Source organism: Acidovorax sp. 62, from assembly GCF_002754495.1.
GTDB lineage: Bacteria > Pseudomonadota > Gammaproteobacteria > Burkholderiales > Burkholderiaceae_C > Acidovorax.
Window position 1 is genome coordinate 4,278,327 of the sequence record NZ_PEFJ01000001.1, and the last position, 19,234, is coordinate 4,297,560.

The following is a 19,234-nucleotide window of genomic DNA, read 5'->3' on the forward strand; positions in this document are numbered from 1 at the left end:
GCAAGGTTTCGACAAGCTCAACCCGAACGGGTATTTCAAGTTCAAAGAGGCCGGATCAATAGAACAAGTGATCAGGCGCGCAACGCTGCCTCGATGTCTTGCCCCAGTTTGGCGGGTGCGTCCTGCGGGGCATAGCGGCGCACCACCTGCCCGTCTTTGCCCACGAGGAATTTGGTGAAGTTCCACTTGATGGCTTTGGTGCCCAGAATGCCGGGCGCCTGCTCTGTCAGCCAGCGGTACAGCGGCGCGGCTTGCTCGCCGTTCACGTCGATCTTGGCCATCATGGGAAAGTCCACGCCGTAGTTCAGCTGGCAAAAGCCCGCGATCTCGTCGTTGCTGCCAGGGTCTTGCTTGCCAAACTGGTTGCAGGGAAACCCCAGCACCACCAGCCCCTGGCTTGCGTACTGCTGGTGCAGTGCCTGCAAGCCCGCAAACTGCGGCGTGAAACCACAGGCGCTGGCCGTGTTGACGATGAGCAGCACCTGGCCCCTGAACTGTTCCAGTGCCACGCGCTGGCCGCGAATGTCCTGGGCGTCGAAGGTGTAGATGTCTTGGGGCATGGGCAAGGCTCCGTCGGTGAGGTGGTGGGTGGGGATGGGCAGGCCCATGGTATCGGGACAGGCCCCGGGGGTGTCAGCCCATTGTTGTCAGCGCCTGTTTGTCAGCGCTTTGGCCTCCACGGCACGGTGGCCAGCAACGCGGCCGACACGATCATGGCGCCGCCCAGCACGGTGCGGGCGTCCAGCGCGGTGTCTGTCAGCAGCACCGACGACACGCTGGCAAACACCACCTCCGACAGCATGATGAGCGCCGTGGTGCCCGCCGCCAGCCGCGTGGCGCCAAACTGCAGCGCGTAGTTGCTCAGCAAAAAGGCCGCTGCCAGCAGCAATGCCACCGTCACCCAGCCGCTGGCCAGTGCGGGCACGGGGGTGACAAAGCCCGCCAACAAGCCTGCGCAGGCGCTGGCCGTGGCCATGAGGGCGCCGCCGCCAAACATGGCCAGCATGCGGCACTCGCTGGGCAGCTGGTGCAGGCGGCGCAGGGTGACGTTGGTCAGCGCAAAGCAAAAGCCCCCGGCCAGGGCCAGCAGGTCGGCCCCTGAGAGGTGGCCCACCAGGCGCTCGATTGAGGCATCGGCAGGCACCAGCACCAGGGCCACACCCGCAAACGCAAGTACCAGCCGCACCACGGCCATGCGCGTGGGGCGCTCGCCCAGCACGCGCCAGGCCAGCAGCACCGACCAGGCGGGCATCAGATAAAACAGCAGCACCACCCGCACCACGTCGCCCACCGTCACGGCCCAGTTGAAGGCCACATTGGTCAGGCCTGACGACAGCGCCAAGAGCCACAGGGCCGGGTGCTGCAAGGTGCGTGCGAGCAGGCCGGGGCGCACCAGCAGCAGGCCCCCCACGGCCAACGTATACATCAGCGCCGTGGCCCACAGGGGGTGCAGCCCGGCGCCGTGCAGTTGCCGAAACGGCCACCACGAAACGCCCCAGACAAAGGCGTTGAACACCAACGCCAGTACAGGCAAAAAACTATGCATTAAATCGGGTTCTAGCGCCTGTTGAATAAGCGCTAGCAGCTATCAAAAAAGGAGTGATTGAGCGCCTGGGCCGCGTGGCGCAGATCCCCGGTGCATCACCTGCCGCGCCTGTGCGGCCGGGGGCCTGGAACAGTGGCTCAGTGGTGGTGGTCTTGCCGCGCAATGTGCAGCAGGTGCTCCACCTCTTCGCGGTGGCGGGTGCAGTTGCTGATGTGCCAGCGGCGAATCAGCCACATGATGCCCGCCACCACCAGGCCAAAGGCGGTGATGGCACCAAACACCGACAGCCCCAGCTTGAGCGACAGGCTGTAGAACGCGCCCAGGCCCAGGATGCAGGCCTGCTCGTTGAAGTTTTGCACGGCAATCGAGCGCCCTGAGCCCATCAGGTTGTGGCCCCGGTGCTGCAACAGTGCGTTCATGGGCACTACCAGGTAGCCGCCCAGGCCACCCAGCAAGATCAGGAACGGAATGGCTAGCCAGATGTTGTTGATGAACACCATGAGGATGAGCAGCAGCCCCATGCTGATGCCCAGGGGAATCACCTTGGTGGCCGCATCGAGCCGCATGCGCATGGACGCCACCACCGCGCCCACGGCGGTGCCGATGGCCACCACCCCTGTGAGGGCCGAGGCCTGCGTGGTGTTGTAGCCCAGGGCCACGGCAGCCCAGGCCAGCACGATGAACTTGAGGTTGCCGCCAGCGCCCCAGAAGAGGGTGGTGGTGGACAGCGAAATCTGCCCCAGCTTGTCGCGCCACAGGCGGCTGTTGCAGGCCCAGAAGTCGGGCAGCAGCGCCAGCGTGTTGGACAGCACATTGCGCGAGGGGTCGGTGCGCAGGGGGCGCATCTCTACCCCGGTGTGCGGGATGCGGGTGTTGAACCAGGCCGCCACCACATACACCAGGATCAGCGTCGCAATGGCCGATTCGGCCGGGGTGTCCACACCGGTGTCGATGAGGGGGATGTCGATGCTCAAGAGCATCACCGACAGGTGCTGCCCCACCAGTTGCCCGCCCAGCAGCACGCCCAAAATGATCGATGCAATCGTCAGCCCCTCGATCCAGCCATTGGCCTTGACCAGTTGCGACGCGGGCAGCAGCTCGGTCAGGATGCCGTACTTGGCGGGCGAGTAGGCCGCCGCCCCCAGCCCCACCACGGCGTAGGCCATGAGTGGGTGCGAGCCAAACAGCATCATCAGGCAGCCCACCACCTTGATGGCGTTGCTGATGAACATGACCCGGCCCTTGGGCAGCGCGTCGGCAAAGGCACCCACAAACGGTGCCAGCACCACATAGAACAGCGCAAACATGGGCACCAGCGCGGCGCGTTGCCACTCGGGGGCGCCATCGGCCCGCAGCAGCTCCACGGCGGCCACGAAGAGTGCGTTGTCGGCCAGCGAGCTGAAAAACTGCGCCGACATGATCGTGTAGAAACCGCGCTTCATCGATGGGCTTGTGCGGGCATCAGCTGGGCTGATGCCCTGTTAAATGTGGAAAACCGTGGCAAGTGACCGGCGGTTATATCACGCGGATAAACGGTGGCAGTGCCAGAATCTGGGGCTGATCACCCGGTTAAACCCCATGCCACGCCCCATACAAGCCCACATCCACACCGCCGCTTTGCAACACAACCTTCAGCGCGTGCGCCAGGCCGTGCCAGACGCCAATGTCTGGGCCGTGGTCAAGGCCAACGCCTATGGCCACGGCATCGAGCGTGCGTTTGAGGGGCTGCGTGGCGCCGATGGCTTTGCCCTGCTGGACCTGGCCGAGGCCGAGCGCGTGCGCGCCCTGGGCTGGCGTGGCCCCATCCTGCTGCTCGAAGGTGTGTTCGAGCCGCGCGACCTGGAGATCTGCTCGCGCCTGGGCCTGTGGCACGCCGTGCACTGCGACGAGCAGATCGACTGGCTGGCAGCCCACAAGACGCAGGTGCCGCACCGCGTGTTCCTCAAGATGAACTCGGGCATGAACCGCCTGGGCTTCACACCCGCCCGCTACCGCGCCGCCTGGGCGCGGCTGAATGCGCTGCCGCAGGTGGATGAAATCTCGTACATGACCCACTTCAGCGACGCCGACGGCCCGCGCGGCATCGCCCACCAGATGGCGGCGTTCAACACCGCCACGCAAGACCTGCCCGGCGAGCGCAGCCTGAGCAACAGCGCCGCCATCCTGCGCCACGCCACCGATGCCGGGGTGCGGGCCGACTGGGTGCGCGCGGGCATCGTGGTGTACGGCAGCGCGCCCGACCACCCTGAAAACACCTCCGCCCACTGGGGCCTGCAGCCCACCATGACGCTCTCGACCCGCCTGCTGGCCACCCAGCAGCTGCAGGCGGGCGACACCGTGGGCTACGGCTCGCGCTTCACGGCCGAGGGCCCGCTCACCATCGGCGTGGCCGCCTGCGGCTATGCCGACGGCTACCCCCGCCACTGCGACACCGGCACGCCTGTGCTGGTCAACGGCGTGCGCACCCGTCTGGTGGGCCGCGTGAGCATGGACATGGTCACCGTGGACCTGACCCCCCTGCAGCAGGCTGGTGTGCCTGTGGGCTTGGGCAGCGAGGTCACGCTGTGGGGCCGCGCCAGCAATGGCGAGGTGCTGCCCGTCGACGAAGTGGCCCGCGCCGCAGGCACCGTGAGCTGGGAGCTGCTGACCGCGCTGGCGCAGCGGGTGCCGGTGGTGGCGGACTGAGGCAGAGCGCCACAACGCCGCGCCGCCAAGCCCCCCGGGAGGGGGTGGCACTTTGCCCCTTGGGCTTGCGCGGCCAGCCCCTTATAGTGCGGCCCCATGACCACCCAGCGCCCCACCCACCGCTCCTCACGCCGCCGCCGCTGGACCTCGGTGCGCCTGTCCGCACGCGATGTCGCCCATGACCTGCAGCAACGCCACAGCCTGCGCTGGCATGGCCTGTGCATCGGCACCCTGACGCTGCTGGGCATGCTGCTGGCGGCCTGGGTGCAGAAGCTGGTGGGCGTGCACATGCTGTCGGTGCGCTACGCCATCACGCTCACGGTGGGGTATGGCATTTACTTGCTGGTGCTGCGCTGGTGGGCCGCCCGGCTGCTGGACGATGAGGAAGAGGGCGCCGACGTGGACGGGGTGGACGCCTTGAATGTGGCACTGGACGTGGCCGACCTGGCGCGTGCCGTGCCCCGCAGTGGCGGCCCACGCATGCCGGAGGTGCCCAGCCTGGGCGACGCCGCCGATGTGGCCGATGCTGGCAAAGGCCTGGGCGAGTTGGCCGGGGATGCGCTGGAAGGCCTGGGCAGCGCCGACGAAGGCGCGGTGGTGGTCATCCCGGTGGTGGCCATCTTCCTGATCGGCGCCGCCATCCTGGCCGGTGCGGGGGCGCTGGCCATGCTGTTCTTCAGCTGGGATGTGTTGCTGGCCGTGGCGGTGGAGCTGGCCTTTTCAGTGGCTGCCGCACGGGTGGCCACCCGGGTGGAGCGCGAAGGCTGGATTACCGCCGCTGTGCGCCTGACCTGGAAGCCCCTGCTGGGTGCGCTGCTGTGCGCTGTGCTGCTGGGCGCCACCATCGACCACTTCATGCCCCAGGTGGATTCGCTGCCCGAAGCGGTGCGGGTGTTGCAGGGCAAGTGACGGGCGAAATCTGTGATTTGCTATTGAATGTATAGCTGCTAGCGCTTATTCATCAAGCGCTAGAGGCATAAAACACTTAAAGCCAAGAGCGGATGGATCACCAGGGGCTCAGCGCACCCAGGGCATCAGCACTGCCAGCCAGCGCGGGCGCCAGCTCAGGGCAAAGGCCACGGCCAGCGCGCTGGCGGCCAGGCCCATCACCCACACCAGCGCGGCCATGGAGGCATGGTCCACCGCCAGGCACAGCGCCAGAGAGGCGCCCAGGCCCGCGGCGCCCAGCAGGCGCAGGGCGCGCACCGTGCGGGCGGGCAGGGGGGCGGTGCCGCGCACCTGCTCCCAATGCGTCTCCATGGCCAGGGCCAGCCAGGCCATGCCCAGCACACTGGCGGCCAGGGCCGCGGCAAGCATCACTGCATCAGGCATGGGCGGTCTCCGCTGTGTTGGCACTCATCGTCGTTGGGCGGGCCGGGGTGGCCGGGGCGCCTTGCGCACGCTGGGTGAGCTTGCGCGCCGCCAACAAGGCCACGGCGGCGCCGGTCAATATGAAGAGGTCCACGCCTGCCACCGGCCAGTAGCCCGCGCCCAGGGTCTTGATGAGGTGGTCGCCCGTGGTCACCCAGTTCAGCACCACGGCGCACACGGCCAGCGCGGCAATGGCCCAGCACTGCTCGCGCCACGCGGGCGACATGCGGCCCTGCGCCACCGGCGCGCTGCGCCAGAAGGCGTGGCCCAGCGCCAGCGCCCAGGTGGCCCAGAAGGCGTATTGCTCCAGGCTGCCACGGTTGGGCCAGCCAGCGGGCACAGCGTCAGGCAGCAATCGGTTGGCAATCAAAATGCCCAGCGCAGCCAGCACCATGCCCGTGACGGTGGTGGTGGCCAGCGCGTCCACCGCACGGGCGCCCTGGCTGCTTTGCTTGGCGTGCTGCTTCTTGCGCTTTTCCACAAAGAACACAAAGCCCGTGGCAATGCACACGCAGCCCATCAGCCCGCCCAGCACATACATCCAGCGTAGCAGCCAGTGCCTGAAGTGCTGCAGGTGCAGCCCGGTGAGGAACTCGTTGACGCTGTTGACGGCGCTGTGCGGCGGGTCTTCGCGCAGCAGCGCGCCCGTGCTGGCCTTGAAGTGGATGCCGTTGCCCACCAGCGCAATGCGGTCGGTGCCCGCGCGGTACACGCTCACGTAGCCGTTGGCGTCGCCCACGTGCTGCAGTGCCAAAAACCCCACGTCGCCCGCCATGCCCTGCGCAGCCCAGCGGCGCTGGGCCTCGGCCACCATCGCATCGACCGATGCCAGTGGGGCAGGCACGCCTGCGCGTTCGTGCGGCAGGCCCGTCTCGGCGGCTTCGAGCTTTTCGTGCAGCTCGTGCAGCGGGTTGAGCTGCGTGTGCGCCACCGGGAAGTAGATGCCCGCAAAAATCACCAGCCCCGTGAAGGCAAAGAAGAAGTGGAACGGCAACGCCAGCACGCCTGTCATGTTGTGCAGATCCAGCGCGCTGCGCTGCGTGCTCTTTTTGGGGCGGAAGGTGAAAAACTCGCGGAAGAACTTGCGGTGCATGACCACGCCGCTGACCAGCGCCACCAGCATCATCAGCGCTGCAAAGCCCACGATCCAGGTGCCCAGGTCCTTCCAGTGGAAGTTCAGGCTGTAGTGCAGCGGGTAGAAGAACTGGCTGCCCACCTTGAGCCGGTCGTCTGGCAGCGCTGCGCCGGTGCGTGGGTCGATGGTGCGGTTGCCCCAGGCCACGTCGTCGTGGTCCTTGGAGCCGGGCAGCTCAAAGCCCGCAAACACGCCCAGCACCGGGTCGCGGTGGGTGGTGTAGGCGCCCAGGCGCTGGATGGTCTCAAACCGCTCGGGCATGGGCAGGCCGGTTTTGGTGCGCAGGGCTTCCACGCTCTCGGGCGTGGGCTGCATGCTGTCAAACACCGGGCGCAGCACCTTGTCAAACGAGGGCATGGGCTGCGGCGCAAAGCGCGACTGCGGAATCGCCCAGCGGTCGATCTCGCGGTCGAACACCGACAGTGCACCAAAGAAGAACACCACCATCAACACAAACCCGAGCGCCAGCCCGAACCAGGTGTGCAGCCAGGTCAGCGCCTGGCGAGCGTTTTGAAACATCGTGATCTCCCGTCTCAGACCAGCGTGGTCTGCAAAAGCGAGGCCGCGCCCGCCATCAGCGCCGCGCCACCCGCCAGCACCGCCCACACCCGCGCCAGGCTGCGGGCCGCAAAGGCCCAGCAAAACACCGTCACGTACAGCAAAAAGGCCAACATGGCGCACAGGTGTTCTGCGTCGTGGAACGACATGCCCAGCGCAAACAGGCCGGCCATGCTGAGCGCCACAAAGCCCCAGCAAAAGGCGTAGCCCCCCAGCACGGCGGCCGCAATGCGCAGCAGCACATGCCTGCGAGGGGTGGAGAGGGTTCCGGTGCTCATGGTGTGGGTGGATGAAAATAAATGAGAATGATTGGCGATTATCGTTTGGTGAAGACGTTTTGCCCACCTGTGGCCCTATGTCCTGGGGCGATGCGCGGGTGCGGTTGGCGCAGTATTTTGTGAGGAAATGGATTGAAGCGCCCGTGCGATAAGCGCCAAAAGCTATGAAATTAATAGCAAAAATGCCTTGGGGCCAATGTCGCCGTGCGGGCGCCGGCGCGCGTCCCCCACTACCATGGCGGCCTCTGGAGACCCTTGCCTGTGCTGTTCAAATTTTTCGAGAAACGCGTTCTTTCCTACCCCGCCCACGAGCCCACCCTGCCGCCCAAGGGCTTTGTGGCCTTTGTCTGGGCCTGCGCGCGCGGTGTACGCGGCTACGTGCTGGCCATGGCGGGGCTGTCGGCCCTGATTGCCGTGTACGAAGCGCTGCTGTTTGCCGTGCTGGGCCGCGTGGTGGACTGGATTGCCGGCGCCACGCCCGCCACACTGTGGGCCCAGCGGGGCAATGCCATGCTGTGGGTGGCTGCCGCCATGGTCGCCAGCATCGTGCTGGTGGCGCTGCAAACCAGCGTCAAGCACCAGGCGCTGGCCATCAACCTGCCGCTGCGCCTGCGCTGGAACTTTCACCGCCTGATGCTGGGCCAGAGCATGGCCTTTTACGCCGACGAGTTTGCGGGCCGCATCACCACCAAAATCATGCAGACCGCCCTGGCCGTGCGCGACATGCTCTTCACCACCACCGACGTGGTCGTGGGCATGGGCGTGTACCTCGTCACCATCTTGCTGCTGGCGGGGGGCTTTGATGCGCGGCTGCTGCTGCCCTTTGGCGCCTGGATGGTGTGCTACGGCCTGGCCTGCTGGTACTTTGTGCCGCGCCTGGGCCAGGTCAGTCGCGCCCAGGCCGATGCCCGCGCCCTCATGACCGGGCGCATCACCGACGCCTACACCAACATCGCCACCGTCAAGCTCTTCTCGCACACCCACCGCGAGGCCGAATTTGCCCGCGCCGCCATGGACGCCTTCAAGCTCACCGGCTACGCACAGATGCGCTTGGTCAGCCTGTTTGAAATCGTCAACCAAGTGCTGGTGGTGGGCATGATCCTGGGCGCCTGCGGCACCGCCTTGTGGCTGTGGACACAAGGCCAGGTGGGCGCAGGCGCCGTGGCCGCCGTCACGGCCATGTCACTGCGCGTGGCGGGCCATGCGCATTGGGTGATGTGGGAAGTGACGCGCCTGTTTGAAAGTGTGGGCACCATCCAGGACGGCATCAACACCCTGACGCGCCCGCGCGCCGTGCTGGACGCCCCCGGTGCCAAGCCCCTGCAGGTCACGCAGGGCGAAGTGCGCTTTGAGCAAGCCCGCTTTGCCTACCAAGACGGCGGGCGCCCCGTCATCGATGCGCTCAACCTCACCATCCGCCCCGGCGAACGCATCGGCCTCATCGGCCGCTCGGGCGCGGGCAAGTCCACGCTGGTCAACCTGCTGCTGCGCTTTCATGACCTGCAAGGCGGGCGCGTGCTGATCGATGGGCAAGACATCGCCCACGTCACGCAAGACAGCCTGCGCCACGCCATCGGCATGGTCACGCAAGACACTTCGCTGCTGCACCGCTCCATGCGCGACAACATCCTCTATGGCCGCCCCGACGCCACCGAGGCCGACCTGCACGCCGCCGCCGAGCGCGCCGAGGCCGCCGCCTTCATCGACACCCTGACCGACCCGCAAGGCCGCAAGGGCTATGAGGCCCATGTGGGCGAGCGCGGCGTCAAGCTCTCGGGCGGCCAGCGCCAGCGCGTGGCCATCGCCCGCGTCATGCTCAAAGACGCGCCCATCCTGCTGCTGGACGAAGCCACCAGCGCCCTCGACTCTGAGGTCGAAGCCGCCATCCAACAAAGCCTGGACGGCCTCATGCAGGGCAAAACCGTCATCGCCATCGCCCACCGCCTGTCCACCATCGCAGCGATGGACCGCCTCATCGTCATGGATGCAGGCCGCATCGTCGAAGAAGGCACCCACGCCCAACTGCTGGCCCAGGGCGGCATCTACGCCCGCCTGTGGGCGCACCAGAGCGGCGGGTTCTTGGGAGAGGCGCAGCGCGGCGAGGAGTGAGGCTCGGCTGCATTCAAAAAATACCAAACCGTTCACGCTGAGCTTGTCGAAGCGCTGCGCAAGGCTTCGGCAAGCTCAGCCCGAACGGTTTGGGTTCTGTAGGTTCTGATGGGCTGAACGCGAATCCGTATAAGGCGTTAAAAGACCCAACAGGCTAGCGCCCCAACTGCCCCCGCAACTGCTCCAACAAGTCCAGCAACTGGGCTTGCGATGCGGCGGGCACGGGCTGGAGCAGGTCGGCGGCCAGGGTGCTGCGGGCCTGGCGCACGGCGTTGAACAGGGCTTGACCCTGGGGGCTCAGGTGCAGGCAGCGGCTGCGTTTGTCGTGCTCGTGCGGGGCGCATTGCAGCCAGCCTTTGTCCAGCAGCAGGGCCACCAGGCGGGCGATCTGGGCCTTGTCGGCGCTGGCGTGTTGCACCAGTTCTTTTTGCGTGGCACCGGGGTGGCGGCCCACGAACATGAGGGCGCGCACCTCGTTGTGCGTCAGCTCGGGGTGGATGGAGGCCACTCCCTCCATCATGCGGGCGCGGTACACATGCACCAGGTCGTGCATGGCTTCAAAAATCTGGGCGGGGCGGTTCGTGGACATGGCTTTGTTGTTGACAAAGTCAACCAAATACATGATATTTGGTTGACTTAATCAACAATTTTAAATCGTGACCCAGCATTCTGATCCCTCTGTGACTTCTTCCACCCCGGCCACCGCCAATGTGGCCGACCCATTGGCCGTGCAGCGTGTGCGCCACGCCCTCAAGGGGCGGCATGTGCAGGTGGTGCGCCGCACGCAAATCAGCCCCGGCTTTGTGCGGCTGACGCTGGCAGGCCCCGACATGGCCGATTTTGTGAGCGCCGGGTTTGACGACCATGTGAAGCTCATCTTGCCCGCGCCGGGGCAAGAACGCGCGAGCCTGCCGCAGCTGGTGGACGGGCGGCCGCAGTTCAGCGAACCCCGCCCGGTGCTGCGCGACTACACGCCCGCCCACTTCGATGCGGCGCAGGGCACGCTCGATATCGAGGTGGCTTTGCACGATGCCGGGCCCGCATCGGACTGGGCGGCCGCTGTGCAGGTGGGCCAGTGGGCGGGCATTGCAGGGCCGCGCGGCAGCCTGGTGATTCCGGTGGGGTTTGACTGGCACTGGCTGCTGGGCGATGAAACCGCGTTGCCCGCCATGGCCCGCCGCCTGGCCGAGCTGCCTGCCACCACCCGCGCCGTGGTGCGCGTGCAGCTGCGCAACCCGCAAGACCAGCGCACGCTGGCATCGGCGGCGCAGCTGGACGTGGCCTGGGTGAATTCGCTGACCGAGGCTGCGCAGGCGCTGGCCGTGCCCGCAGGCACCGGCTACATCTGGGCGGCAGGCGAGCACCACGACATGGCCGCGCTGCGTGGCGTGCTGGCCTCCAAGCCGGGTGTGGACGCCAAGCGCATGCGCATCGCCGCGTACTGGAAGCGCGGCGAGGCCGACCACCACGAGAACCTGACGGCTTGAACCGGCAGGGAAGCTGAACGCTTCAGCGTGCAGGCAGCGCGCTGCGCGCCTGGGCCTGTACGGCGGCGGTCATGTGGGCCAGGGCCTGCACGTTCAGCCGCCAGTATTGCCAGTACAGCGCCACGTCCACGGGCTTGCCCGGAATCAGCTCGACCAGCGTGCCCGCGCGCAGGTGGCTGTCGACCATGGGGTCTGGCGTCATGCCCCAGCCCAGCCCGGCCTCGGTGGCTTTGACGAAGGCGTGCGCCTCGGGCAGCCAGTGCACGGGCGGAGTGAGGGCGCGGCGGGTGATGCGGCGTACAAAGCGCTCTTGCAATGCGTCTTTGCGGTTGAACACCAGCATGGGCGCCAGCGCTAGGGTTGCCGCCGTCACGCCCGTTGCAAAGTGCCGTTGCACAAAGGCCGGGCTGGCCAGCGCGCGGTAGCGCAGGGTGCCCAGGGGCAGCACCTTGCAGCCCTGCACGGGCTGGGGGTCGGCCGTCACGGCGGCCATCACCCGGCCTTCGCGCAGCAGGTTGGCCGAGTGGTCCTGGTCTTCCACATGGATGTCGAAGGTGATGGGCTGACCCTCGGCCGCTTGAGCCATGGCCGCAGGGAACCAGGTGGCCAGCGAGTCTGCATTGACGCCGATGGCCAGGCGCGTGGCGCTGCGCTGGCCGCCGCCAATGGTGGCCAGCGCGTCGGCCTCGCTCAGGGCCACTTCGCGGGCATGGCGGTACAGGGCCTGCCCGGCATCGGTGGGGGTGCAGGGCGTGGCGCGGCGCACCAGCACCTGGCCCACGCGCTCTTCCAGCAGTTTGATGCGCTGGGACACCGCCGAGCGCGTGACATGCAGCACGGCGGCCGCGCGCTCAAAGCTGCCCTCGTCGATCACCGTGGCAAAGGCGTTGAGCTGGGCGGAGTCGAGTTGCATGGGTGGTTAGCGATTCTGACGGATCGTTAAAAAGTATAGCTGGCGTGACTAGTGTGCAATGCCGAAAATCCACCGCCATGACCACCACTGCTTTTGTCCACGGCTTCAGTTCCACCGCCATGCTGATCATGGCCATTGGCGCGCAAAACGCGTTTGTGCTGCGCCAGGGCTTGCGCCGCGAGCATGTGCTGCCCGTGGTGGTGCTGTGCGCTTTGTCCGACGCGGTGCTGCTGCAGGCCGGGGTGTGGGGCATGGGCGGTGTGCTGCTGGCGCGGCCCGAGTGGGGGCAGTGGATGCGTTGGGCGGGTGCGGCCTTCTTGCTGGCCTATGCCTTGCAGGCCGGTGCGCGGGCGCTGCGGCCCGGTCAGTTGCTGGTGGCCGCGGGCGGGCCGGGCAACCCGCTGCGCAGCACGGTGCTCACGCTAATGGCCTTGACCTGGCTCAACCCCCATGTGTACCTAGACACCGTGGTGCTGCTTGGCACCATGGCAAGCCCTTACCCCATGTGGGGGCGGGCCGCCTTTGCCACAGGGGGGGCGTTGGCCAGTGCCCTGTGGTTCACCGCCATTGGCTTTGGCGCCCGCTGGCTGGCCCCGCTGTTTGCCTCGCCCCAGGCGTGGCGTGTACTGGATGGGGTCACGGCAGCTTGCATGATGGCGCTGGCATTTGCGATGGCTCTAAGCTAAGAACGATAAGTTCGTTACATCGCGCAGCGGTTTGGTTCATAGTGGGGGAATTGACTGATTTGGAGTGATTCCCCATGCGTTTCAAAACCCTTTTGCTGGCGGCTGCCGTGGCCACGGCCTTGCCCCTGGCGGCGCAGGCCGCTACTTTCCGCTGGTCTCGCTCGGTAGATATTTCCACCTGGGACATCCACACCCAGAACGTGGGTGTGAACAACACCATGCACGGCGCGGTGTACGACACGCTGGTCGAATACAACAGCAAGACCTTCAAGCCTGAGCCGTCGCTCGCCACCGAGTGGAAGCTCATCAAGCCCACGCAGCTGCGCCTGACGCTGCGCAAGGGCGTCAAGTTCAGCGATGGCAGCGAGTTCACGGCCGACGATGCCAAGTTCTCGCTGGAGCGGGCCAAGGCCAAAAGCTCCAACTTCGCTGTCTACACCCAGGGCATTGACCGCGTGGAAAAGGTCGATGCCTACACCATCGACATCCACTCCGATCTGCCCAACCCGGTGCTGGTGAACCAGCTGACCGAGCTGCGCATCATGAGCAAGGCCTGGGCCGAAAAGAACAAGTCGGTCGAGCCCAAGGACATCAAGACCAAGGACGAAAACTTTGCCCATCGCAACGCGCTGGGCACCGGCCCTTACCAACTCAAGCAGTGGACGCCTGACCAGCGCGTGGTGCTGGAGCCCAACCCGAACTGGTGGGGCAAGGGCAAGTACCCCACCAACCTGACCGAGATCGTCTACACCCCCATCAAGGCCGATGCCACGCGCACGGCGGCGTTGCTGTCGGGTGAGGTGGATTTTGTGATCGACCCCAGCCTGCAGGACCTCTCGCGCATCAAGCAGACGCCCAATCTGCAGGTACTGGAAGGGCCTGAGTACCGCACCATCTTCCTGGGCCTGGACCAGTTTCGTGACGAGCTGCCTGGCTCGGACGTGAAGGGCAAGAACCCGCTCAAGGACCTGCGCGTGCGCAAGGCGCTGTACCAGGCGATCGACATCCAGTCCATCCAGCGCGTGGTGCTGCGCGGCCTGGCGCAGCCCACGGGCACGCTGATTGCCAACCAGGTCAATGGCTGGAGCAAGAAAGCCGATGTCCGCTACCCCTACGACGCCAAGGCCGCACAAAAGCTGCTGGCCGATGCGGGCTACCCCAACGGGTTTGAAGTGGACTTTGCCTGCAGCGCGGGCCGCTACATCAACGACGAACAGCTGTGCCAGGCCATCACGTCGCAGTGGGCCAAGGTGGGCGTGAAGGCCAAGCTGCGCTCGCTGCCGTTTGCCACCTATTTCCCGATGATCCAGCGCAACGAAGCCAGCATCTACCTGCTGGGCTGGGGCGTGCCCACGTTCGATGCGTTCTACAGCCTGCAGTCGCTGGTGCGCACGACGGGTGCGGGCGGCGATGGCAACTTCAACCTGGGCCGTTTCTCTGATCCGCAAATCGACGCCCTGGTCGAGCGCGTGAAGAAGGAAACCGATGCCACCACGCGCAACCAGCTGATCGAGCAAGCGCTGATCAAGGAGCATGAGCTGGTCTCGCACATCCCGCTGTACAACCAGGTGATCCCTTGGGCTGCGACCAAGAAGGTGGACATCATCCACCGCGCCGACAACCGCATTGACTGGCGCTATTTGAAGGTGAATTGATGGGTGAGGGGCCTGGGCGACCGGGCCGCCTTTGGGTCTGCTGCTCTGTTCCACCAGCGCCCGTTCGGGCTGAGCTTGCCTTAGCCATGCGCCGCGCTTCGACAGGCTCAGCGTGAACGGTGGGTAGCTAGGAGCAGACCCCAACCAGAAAAAAAGCCCCGGTGCTGCCCAAGCCCCGGGGCTTTTTTGTGCCTATTTCGGGAGGCGTTAAGCCAGCGCGCGCTGCACCGCAGGCCGCTGCAAAACGCGCTGTGTGTGGGCGTGCACCTTGGGGAATTGGGCAATGTCCACCCCATCGCTTTGCAGCCAGGTGCCGATGGTGAACAGGTAGCCGTCGGCCACGGTGTACTGCTCGCCCATCACCCACGGGCCATCGCCCAGATAGTGGGTTTCGATGAGGTTGAAGCAGTCGATCATGTTCTGCGCCACCTTGCGCTGCATCGCGGCCTGGGCCTCGGGCTCGTCGGCCCAGCGGCTGGCGCGGGGGCGGTGGGCGTGGGCGATGTGCACGGTGGACGCGAGGTAGCTTTGGAACTCTTGCAGGCGCGCAAAGCCGTAGGCATCGGTGGGCGCCAGCTGCGCGGCCGGATAGCTTTGCGCCACATAGGCCAGCAGCGCGGGTGTTTCGGTCAAGGTGCCTCGGGGCGTGACCAGGGCAGGCACGCGGCCCTTGGGGTTGATGGCGAGGTACTCGGGCGTGCGCTGCTGGCCCGCTGCAAAGTCCACGCGCACCAGGTGGTGAGCGGCACCGGCCTCTTCCAACGCAATGCGCACAGCTTGCGCGCAGGTGCCGGGGGTGTAGTAAAGCGTGAGTGTGGTCATGGGTTTGCTATGAAGTTGATAGCTTGTCGCGCTGGATGAATAAGCGCTAGAGGCTATTTTGGTTTAAAAATCAATCAATACAGGCCGCGTGTGCGCGCCATCAGCCGCACCAGGCCCAGCAGGGCGTCGGTGTGGGGCGTGGGGGTGCCGGTGATCTGCCCCAGCTCGCGCACGGCGCCCACCAGGGCGTCGATCTCCATGGGCTTGTTCGCTTCCACGTCCTGCAGCATCGAGGTCTTGAACTCGCCCAGCTTGCGGGTGACGGCGTGGCGGTCTTCGGGTTGCTGGTCAATCGGCAGGCCCAACTTGTCGCCAATGGCCTTGGCTTCGAGCATCACGGCGCTGACAAAGCCGCGCACCAAGTCGTCGTCCAGGATGCGGTCGGTGGTGGCGCCGGTGAGGGCGCTGATGGGGTTCATGGTGAGGTTGCCCCACAGCTTGAACCAGATGTCTTTCTGGATGCAGCCTGAGGCTTCCGCGTCGATGCCGCCGCGCTGCAGCATGCCCACCAGCGCCTGCAGGCGGGCGCTCTGGCTGCCATCGGGCTCGCCCACGATCAGGCGGTTGCCAAAGTGCTGGCGGACGAAACCCGGGGCTTCCAGCGAGCAGCTGGTGTGCACCACGCTGCCCACCACGTTGCGCGCGGGAATGGCGCTGGCGATTACGCCGCCAGCGTCCACAGACTGGAGCGCGTGCCCTTCGGCGGCACCGCCAAACCCGTCCAGAAACCACCAGGGCACACCGTTCATGGCGGTGAGCACGATGGTGTCCGGCCCGATCAGCGGGGCGATGGCGCGCGCCACATCGGGCAGGCCGGGCGCCTTGACGGCCAGCACGACCAGGTCTTGCACGCCCAGCGCGGCGGGGTCGGCGTGGGCGGTCACGGCCGTTTGCGCCACCGATCCATCAGGGCGCCGCAGGCGCAAGCCATCGGCTTGCAAAGCCGCCAGCGTGGCGCCGCGGGCCACCAGGCTGAGCTGGCAGCCCGCCTGCGCCAGTGCCATGCCCATCCAGCCGCCAATGGCGCCGGCGCCGTAAATACATGCTTTCATGGTGATAGAGCCTTTGTCTTGCGTTGTGTTTTGAATGCGTGGCGGTATCAATAGCCCGCTGGGCGGGCAACCGGGGTGGTGGTTGCTGTGCGAAAGCGTGCCAGCAAATCCTGGGCGGCGCTGGCCAGCAGCATGGTGTCGACCCCCACAGCCACAAACAGCGCGCCAGCGGCCAGCCACTGGCGCGCCTGCGACTCGGTGGTGGCCAGAATGCCCGGTGCCTTGCCCGCGCGCAGGATGCGCGCAATGCCGTCATGGATGGCGGCCTGCACGTCCGGGTGCCCCGGGTTGCCGGGGTGGCCCATGGAGGCGGACAGGTCGGCCGGGCCGATGAAGATGCCGTCCACACCGGGTGTCGCCGCGATGGCATCGAGGTGGCCCATGGCCTGCACCGTCTCGGCCTGTACCAGCAGGCAGACCTGCTGGTTGGCTTCGTGCACATACTGGGGGTAGGCCTGCCAGCGCGATGAGCGGGCCAGGGCGCTGCCCATGCCGCGCACGCCTTCGGGCGCATAGCGCGTGGCGCGCACCAGTTCCTGGGCCTGCTCGGGGGTGTCCACCATGGGCACCAGCAGCGTCTGTGCGCCCAGGTCCAGGTACTGCTTGATGAGTGCAGTGTCGCCCACGGGCACGCGGGCGATGGGGTGGGGCGCTTGTGCGCCGGGTGGCAGGGCGCTGGCCGCGCTGGCAATGGCCTGCAGCTGGTGCAGGATGCTGCGCACATCGTTGGGCGCGTGCTCGCCGTCCACCAGCAGCCAGTCGTAGCCGGTGCCCGCGAGGATTTCTGCGCTGTAGGCGTCGGCCAACCCGAGCCACAGACCGATCTGCGCCTGGCCTTGGGCCATGGCCTGTTTGAAACGGTTGATGGGTGTCTGCAATGTCAACTCCATGCGGTGCCAAGCCCGCCATCGTACGGGCTGTGGCGGTTGCGTGCAGGCGCGGCCGCTATAGTCGGCTGCCCCCGCTTGGGGCTCCTTACCGATACCTTCCATGGCCAAAGACAAAACCACCTTCACCTGCTCCGAATGCGGCGGCACCAGCCCGCGCTGGCTGGGCAAATGCCCGTCCTGCGGCGCCTGGAACACGCTGGTGGAAACCGTGGCGGAAGCGGGCGCTGGCAAAAACCGCCTGAGTACGCCGCAAGGCTACGCCGGTCTGGCCAACGCGCAGGCTGTGACGCCACTGGCCGCCATCGAGGCCCAGGACGTGGCGCGCACCCCCAGCGGCATCGACGAGCTGGACCGTGTGCTGGGCGGCGGCATCGTGGAGGGCGGCGTGGTGCTCATCGGGGGCGATCCGGGCATTGGCAAATCGACCCTGCTGTTGCAGGCCATGGACGCGCTGCAGCGCGCAGGCCTGCCCACCCTGTATGTGACGGGTGAGGAAAGCGGCGCCCAGGTGGCGCTGCGCTCGCGGCGCCTGGGCATTGAGGGCAGCCAGGTGCAGCTGCTGGCCGAGATCCAGCTCGAAAAAATTCTGGCGACGGTCGAGGCCACGCAACCGTCCGTGGTCGTCATCGACTCCATCCAGACGACCTATTCCGACCAGCTCACCAGCGCACCGGGCTCGGTCGCCCAGGTGCGCGAATGCGCGGCGCACCTCACGCGCATGGCCAAAGGCACGGGCATTGCGGTCATTCTGGTCGGCCACGTCACTAAAGAAGGCGCGCTGGCTGGGCCGCGCGTGCTGGAGCACATGGTGGACACGGTGCTGTACTTCGAAGGCGACACGCACAGCCAGTTCCGCCTGGTGCGCGCCATCAAGAACCGCTTTGGCGCTGTGAACGAGATCGGCGTGTTCGCCATGACCGAAAAGGGCCTCAAGGGCGTGAGCAACCCGAGCGCCATCTTTTTGAGCCAGCACAGCGATCCCGTACCGGGCAGCTGCGTGATGGTGACGCTGGAAGGCACGCGCCCCATGCTGGTCGAGATCCAGGCGCTGGTGGACAGCGGCGGGCCCAGCCCGCGCCGCCTGTCGGTGGGCCTGGACAAGGACCGCCTGGCCATGCTGCTGGCCGTGCTGCACCGCCACGCGGGCGTGGCCTGCATGGACCAGGATGTGTTTGTGAACGCGGTGGGCGGCGTGCGCATCAGCGAGCCTGCAGCCGACTTGGCGGTCATGCTGTCCATCACGAGCAGCCTGCGGGGCAAGGCGCTGCCCCGGGGCTTTTTGGCCTTTGGTGAAGTGGGGCTGGCCGGTGAAGTGCGCCCCGCCCCGCGTGGGCAAGAGCGCTTGAAGGAGGCCGCCAAACTGGGCTTCAGCGTGGCCGTGGTGCCCAAGGCCAACGCGCCCAAGAAGCCCATCGAGGGTCTCACCATCCACGCCGTGGAGCGGGTGGAAGAGGCCATGAACGTGGTGCGTGGCATGGTCTGATTGGGGTGAGGGCGAGCGGCGGGGCAACTGCGACCAGGGAGCGACATGGTTGCTGCGCCCTGTACGCACTCTCCGCAGCAGGGGCATGGCCTGGGCATACGACAATGGCGCCCATGAATTTGCGCAATATTTTTGTCCCCATCGGGGTGATCGGATTGGTGCTGGTGGGTTATGCCTCTGCAGGCTGGCCCGGTGTGGCGGCTGTGGCGGGCGGCTTGGTCATGTGGGCGCTGCTGCATTTCACCCGGTTGATGAATGTGATGCGCAAGGCCGCCAAGCGCCCTATTGGGTATGTGGGCAGTGCGGTCATGCTCAATGCCCGGCTCAAGTCCGGCGTGAACCTGATGCACGTGATGGCCATGACCCAGTCGCTGGGCGAGCGCCTCTCGCCCGCGGACACCGATCCGGAGATCTACCGCTGGACCGACGGCACGCAGTCGCATGTGACCTGTGAATTTGCCAATGGCCGCCTGCAGAAGTGGACGCTGGAGCGGCCGCAAGCGCAGGAACCCACCGCCGCTGAATAAGGCCCTGGCCGGGGTGGGCTGGTTTTGCGTGCGCAGC

At 66.5% G+C, this 19,234-nt stretch carries 19 protein-coding genes; 8 read left to right on the forward strand and 11 right to left on the reverse strand.

Going from position 1 to position 19,234, the window contains the following annotated elements:
- Window positions 1-71: 71 nt before the first annotated feature.
- The 3 genes from CLU86_RS19110 to lplT all read right to left on the reverse strand — a co-directional run bounded on the left by CLU86_RS19110 (window position 72) and on the right by lplT (window position 2,988).
- Window positions 72-560 carry a glutathione peroxidase gene (locus CLU86_RS19110; protein WP_099743707.1) on the reverse strand — a complete coding sequence of 163 codons (489 nt, stop codon included), beginning with the start codon at window positions 558-560 and terminating at the stop codon, window positions 72-74.
- Between the two features lie 101 nt (window positions 561-661).
- Entirely contained in the window at window positions 662-1,546 is an 885-nt protein-coding gene (locus tag CLU86_RS19115) for a DMT family transporter (RefSeq protein ID WP_099742740.1), read from the reverse strand.
- 137 nt (window positions 1,547-1,683) lie between these two features.
- Window positions 1,684-2,988, reverse strand: a complete 1,305-nt coding sequence (gene lplT / locus CLU86_RS19120) for a lysophospholipid transporter LplT (RefSeq protein ID WP_099657490.1) — start codon at window positions 2,986-2,988, stop codon at window positions 1,684-1,686.
- Between the two features lie 136 nt (window positions 2,989-3,124).
- On the opposite strand from lplT, the gene alr reads away from it, so the two are divergent.
- Window positions 3,125-4,231 (forward strand): alanine racemase, encoded by a 1,107-nt coding sequence (gene alr, locus CLU86_RS19125; RefSeq protein ID WP_099742741.1) that lies wholly within the window; start codon window positions 3,125-3,127, stop codon window positions 4,229-4,231.
- 96 nt (window positions 4,232-4,327) lie between these two features.
- Window positions 4,328-5,140, forward strand: a complete 813-nt coding sequence (locus CLU86_RS19130; RefSeq protein WP_099742742.1) for a hypothetical protein — start codon at window positions 4,328-4,330, stop codon at window positions 5,138-5,140.
- A 108-nt stretch (window positions 5,141-5,248) separates the two neighbouring features.
- Here the strand turns inward: CLU86_RS19130 and CLU86_RS19135 are convergent, their stop codons facing one another.
- The 3 genes from CLU86_RS19135 to CLU86_RS19145 are packed head-to-tail and all read right to left on the reverse strand — an operon-like array spanning window position 5,249 to window position 7,573.
- Window positions 5,249-5,563 (reverse strand): DUF3325 domain-containing protein, encoded by a 315-nt coding sequence (locus tag CLU86_RS19135; protein ID WP_099657493.1) that lies wholly within the window; start codon window positions 5,561-5,563, stop codon window positions 5,249-5,251.
- Window positions 5,556-7,256, reverse strand: coding sequence for a PepSY domain-containing protein (locus CLU86_RS19140; protein WP_099742743.1), 1,701 nt, complete (start codon window positions 7,254-7,256; stop codon window positions 5,556-5,558). Before CLU86_RS19140 ends, CLU86_RS19135 begins: the two co-directional genes overlap by 8 nt.
- Window positions 7,257-7,270: 14 nt before the next feature.
- Window positions 7,271-7,573 (reverse strand): iron uptake protein, encoded by a 303-nt coding sequence (locus CLU86_RS19145; RefSeq protein ID WP_099657495.1) that lies wholly within the window; start codon window positions 7,571-7,573, stop codon window positions 7,271-7,273.
- A 264-nt stretch (window positions 7,574-7,837) separates the two neighbouring features.
- Between CLU86_RS19145 and CLU86_RS19150 the strand changes: the two genes are divergently transcribed.
- A complete protein-coding gene (locus CLU86_RS19150) occupies window positions 7,838-9,682 on the forward strand; it encodes an ABC transporter ATP-binding protein (RefSeq protein ID WP_199175211.1) in 1,845 nt (614 codons plus the stop codon).
- Window positions 9,683-9,836: 154 nt separating this feature from the next.
- Here CLU86_RS19150 and CLU86_RS19155 read toward each other — a convergent pair whose 3' ends face one another.
- Complete coding sequence (locus CLU86_RS19155) at window positions 9,837-10,271, reverse strand: MarR family winged helix-turn-helix transcriptional regulator (RefSeq protein ID WP_099743709.1); 435 nt, start codon at window positions 10,269-10,271, stop codon at window positions 9,837-9,839.
- A gap of 91 nt (window positions 10,272-10,362) precedes the next feature.
- Here CLU86_RS19155 and CLU86_RS19160 point away from each other — a divergent pair, with 91 nt between their 5' ends.
- Window positions 10,363-11,169 carry a siderophore-interacting protein gene (locus CLU86_RS19160; protein WP_099742744.1) on the forward strand — a complete coding sequence of 269 codons (807 nt, stop codon included), beginning with the start codon at window positions 10,363-10,365 and terminating at the stop codon, window positions 11,167-11,169.
- A gap of 22 nt (window positions 11,170-11,191) precedes the next feature.
- Here the strand turns inward: CLU86_RS19160 and CLU86_RS19165 are convergent, their stop codons facing one another.
- Window positions 11,192-12,082 carry a LysR family transcriptional regulator ArgP gene (locus CLU86_RS19165; protein ID WP_099742745.1) on the reverse strand — a complete coding sequence of 297 codons (891 nt, stop codon included), beginning with the start codon at window positions 12,080-12,082 and terminating at the stop codon, window positions 11,192-11,194.
- A 77-nt stretch (window positions 12,083-12,159) separates the two neighbouring features.
- Between CLU86_RS19165 and CLU86_RS19170 the strand changes: the two genes are divergently transcribed.
- Both CLU86_RS19170 and CLU86_RS19175 read left to right on the forward strand, forming a co-directional pair.
- Window positions 12,160-12,768: a LysE/ArgO family amino acid transporter gene (locus CLU86_RS19170; protein WP_099742746.1), complete on the forward strand. Its 609-nt coding sequence runs from the start codon at window positions 12,160-12,162 to the stop codon at window positions 12,766-12,768.
- A 74-nt stretch (window positions 12,769-12,842) separates the two neighbouring features.
- On the forward strand, window positions 12,843-14,423 hold the full coding sequence (locus tag CLU86_RS19175) for an ABC transporter substrate-binding protein (RefSeq protein ID WP_099742747.1): 1,581 nt from the start codon (window positions 12,843-12,845) through the stop codon (window positions 14,421-14,423).
- A 207-nt stretch (window positions 14,424-14,630) separates the two neighbouring features.
- Here CLU86_RS19175 and CLU86_RS19180 read toward each other — a convergent pair whose 3' ends face one another.
- From CLU86_RS19180 to hpaI, 3 genes are all read right to left on the reverse strand, one after another.
- Window positions 14,631-15,245 carry a glutathione S-transferase family protein gene (locus CLU86_RS19180; protein ID WP_099742748.1) on the reverse strand — a complete coding sequence of 205 codons (615 nt, stop codon included), beginning with the start codon at window positions 15,243-15,245 and terminating at the stop codon, window positions 14,631-14,633.
- Between the two features lie 74 nt (window positions 15,246-15,319).
- Window positions 15,320-16,297 (reverse strand): 2-dehydropantoate 2-reductase, encoded by a 978-nt coding sequence (locus CLU86_RS19185; RefSeq protein ID WP_099742749.1) that lies wholly within the window; start codon window positions 16,295-16,297, stop codon window positions 15,320-15,322.
- A 47-nt stretch (window positions 16,298-16,344) separates the two neighbouring features.
- Window positions 16,345-17,175: a 4-hydroxy-2-oxoheptanedioate aldolase gene (gene hpaI, locus CLU86_RS19190; RefSeq protein ID WP_099743710.1), complete on the reverse strand. Its 831-nt coding sequence runs from the start codon at window positions 17,173-17,175 to the stop codon at window positions 16,345-16,347.
- A 112-nt stretch (window positions 17,176-17,287) separates the two neighbouring features.
- On the opposite strand from hpaI, the gene radA reads away from it, so the two are divergent.
- Together radA and CLU86_RS19200 are read left to right on the forward strand one after the other, a co-directional pair.
- Window positions 17,288-18,670: a DNA repair protein RadA gene (gene radA / locus CLU86_RS19195; RefSeq protein WP_099742750.1), complete on the forward strand. Its 1,383-nt coding sequence runs from the start codon at window positions 17,288-17,290 to the stop codon at window positions 18,668-18,670.
- A gap of 113 nt (window positions 18,671-18,783) precedes the next feature.
- Entirely contained in the window at window positions 18,784-19,197 is a 414-nt protein-coding gene (locus tag CLU86_RS19200) for a glycerate kinase (protein WP_099743711.1), read from the forward strand.
- Window positions 19,198-19,234 lie beyond the last annotated feature (37 nt).

Bases quoted from the DNA above. Each gene is read 5' to 3' on its own strand.
- CLU86_RS19110 (WP_099743707.1), bottom strand. From the start codon at position 560: ATGCCCCAAGACATCTACACCTTCGACGCCCAGGACATTCGCGGCCAG.
- CLU86_RS19115 (WP_099742740.1), bottom strand. From the start codon at position 1,546: ATGCATAGTTTTTTGCCTGTACTGGCGTTGGTGTTCAACGCCTTTGTC.
- lplT (WP_099657490.1), bottom strand. From the start codon at position 2,988: ATGAAGCGCGGTTTCTACACGATCATGTCGGCGCAGTTTTTCAGCTCG.
- alr (WP_099742741.1), top strand. From the start codon at position 3,125: ATGCCACGCCCCATACAAGCCCACATCCACACCGCCGCTTTGCAACAC.
- CLU86_RS19130 (WP_099742742.1), top strand. From the start codon at position 4,328: ATGACCACCCAGCGCCCCACCCACCGCTCCTCACGCCGCCGCCGCTGG.
- CLU86_RS19135 (WP_099657493.1), bottom strand. From the start codon at position 5,563: ATGCCTGATGCAGTGATGCTTGCCGCGGCCCTGGCCGCCAGTGTGCTG.
- CLU86_RS19140 (WP_099742743.1), bottom strand. From the start codon at position 7,256: ATGTTTCAAAACGCTCGCCAGGCGCTGACCTGGCTGCACACCTGGTTC.
- CLU86_RS19145 (WP_099657495.1), bottom strand. From the start codon at position 7,573: ATGAGCACCGGAACCCTCTCCACCCCTCGCAGGCATGTGCTGCTGCGC.
- CLU86_RS19155 (WP_099743709.1), bottom strand. From the start codon at position 10,271: ATGTCCACGAACCGCCCCGCCCAGATTTTTGAAGCCATGCACGACCTG.
- CLU86_RS19165 (WP_099742745.1), bottom strand. From the start codon at position 12,082: ATGCAACTCGACTCCGCCCAGCTCAACGCCTTTGCCACGGTGATCGAC.
- CLU86_RS19170 (WP_099742746.1), top strand. From the start codon at position 12,160: ATGACCACCACTGCTTTTGTCCACGGCTTCAGTTCCACCGCCATGCTG.
- CLU86_RS19175 (WP_099742747.1), top strand. From the start codon at position 12,843: ATGCGTTTCAAAACCCTTTTGCTGGCGGCTGCCGTGGCCACGGCCTTG.
- CLU86_RS19180 (WP_099742748.1), bottom strand. From the start codon at position 15,245: ATGACCACACTCACGCTTTACTACACCCCCGGCACCTGCGCGCAAGCT.
- CLU86_RS19185 (WP_099742749.1), bottom strand. From the start codon at position 16,297: ATGAAAGCATGTATTTACGGCGCCGGCGCCATTGGCGGCTGGATGGGC.
- radA (WP_099742750.1), top strand. From the start codon at position 17,288: ATGGCCAAAGACAAAACCACCTTCACCTGCTCCGAATGCGGCGGCACC.
- CLU86_RS19200 (WP_099743711.1), top strand. From the start codon at position 18,784: ATGAATTTGCGCAATATTTTTGTCCCCATCGGGGTGATCGGATTGGTG.